The sequence below is a fragment of the Methanoregula sp. genome (assembly GCF_002835825.1).
Taxonomy (GTDB): Archaea; Halobacteriota; Methanomicrobia; order Methanomicrobiales; family Methanospirillaceae; genus Methanoregula.
This window is the reverse complement of sequence record NZ_PIZH01000543.1, coordinates 1-1,397: the sequence shown is the minus strand read 5'-3', so window position 1 is coordinate 1,397 and position 1,397 is coordinate 1. Positions and strand designations below refer to the sequence as shown.

General features: G+C 55.2%; 3 protein-coding genes. All 3 read right to left on the bottom strand.

Going from position 1 to position 1,397, the window contains the following annotated elements; genetic code table 11:
- Positions 1-11: 11 nt before the first annotated feature.
- A complete protein-coding gene (locus CW742_RS13140; RefSeq protein WP_292421108.1) occupies positions 12-203 on the bottom strand; it encodes a hypothetical protein in 192 nt (63 codons plus the stop codon).
- Between the two features lie 97 nt (positions 204-300).
- Positions 301-669: a phosphoribosyl-AMP cyclohydrolase gene (gene hisI, locus CW742_RS13135; protein ID WP_292421106.1), complete on the bottom strand. Its 369-nt coding sequence runs from the start codon at positions 667-669 to the stop codon at positions 301-303.
- A gap of 1 nt (position 670) precedes the next feature.
- Positions 671-1,397 (bottom strand): A24 family peptidase C-terminal domain-containing protein (locus CW742_RS13130; RefSeq protein ID WP_292421104.1); only part of this gene is annotated, 727 nt, incomplete at its 5' end.

Genomic DNA, 1,397 nt, shown 5'->3' with positions numbered 1-1,397 from the left:
CAGGCCCTAATTTAGCATCGGATCAGGTACAGTATCCCGAGGTTGGCAAAGGCGAGCCCGCAGATTAAGAAAAATTTCAGGTAGACCCAGTCCTTAAAAAACGGGACGGAAAAGACAACCACCAGAAGGATGGCAAGGATGATGGTGGCTGCAGTAACGATCTTTCCGAAGCGGGAGCCATCCTTCTGGCGGGGTTGTGTCACAGGTTTGTGTTTCTGTTCTCCAAAACTAATGAGCATTGCGCCGGATGGGTGTGCGGCAAAAAATACGAAAAAAGAAAACGGGTAACGGGGAGATATCCTAATGCCCGGGCTTCTTGTAGACTTTTTCGGGGTCAAAGACCTTTGTCCCGACAACCTCGCCATCAAGCGTGCGGAAGAAGCAGGTCCGGTAGCCGGTGTGGCAGGCCGCGCCGGTCTGCTCAACCTCGTAGATGAGGCAGTCCTCATCGCAGTCGGTAAGGATGCGGAGCACCTTCTGGAAGTGGCCGCTCTCTTCGCCTTTCTTCCAGAGTTTTTTCCTGCTCCGGCTGTAATAGTGGGCAAAGCCGGTCTCCTGCGTGAGGCGGACTGCCTCGTTGTTTGCATAGGCCATCATCAGGACGTCGCGGCTCTGTGCATCCTGCACGATGACCGGGATCAGCCCGTCGGCGAATTTCAGGGAAAGCATGTTATTGTCCTCCGGTAATGAACTTCATGAGGGCAAAGAGGAAGTCGCCAAAGATGATCGCGGTGACGAACCCTGCCGTGATGGGGATGATGAACGGGACGGCATAGGAGATCCAGACCGTCCCGGCCTTCTTATATAGGGCAAGTTCGCGGGTAAATTCCTGCGGGTGCTCGCGGAGGTCCTTCGTGTAGACCCGGCCTTCCGCATTGTACATCCGTTTGACGGAATCGAAGAACCCGATGAATTTCCTTGTGACCCTGCCGTCTTTCTCATCGAAATCCTCCATGACAAAGCCCCACTCCTTCTGGATTTCCTCACCTTTTACCGGGAACCCGAAGAAGAGATACATGAGGGGTGCCCTGTTGCCCCGGATCACGTTGATGAGGAAGATCCCGACCGGTGCAACGAGGTTGAGGATGAGGGCATTGATCAGAACCGTGAATGCAAGGAACCCGAGGGGGGAGCTGCCAAGAAGCGGGGTGAACGGGAAGAGCGGCACGCAGAACGCAATGAAGATGAGCGCCCAGGCATCGGCGCCGCCAAAGAGGTGCATCCGCCCAAAGGTATAGAACACACCGGCAAAAACGGTGATGAGCAGCAGGGCAATGGCCGACGATCCCCACCCACCGGTGCCAATGAGCATCGTTGCCGAAACAATGGCAAAGACCATGATGATGAGCACAAAATACCAGCGGCCGATTATTTCATTCATGTCCGGCCCGCAGGGC

Coding starts and splice junctions, on each gene's coding strand:
- hisI (WP_292421106.1), bottom strand. CDS start 669: ATGCTTTCCCTGAAATTCGCCGACGGGCTGATCCCGGTCATCGTGCAG.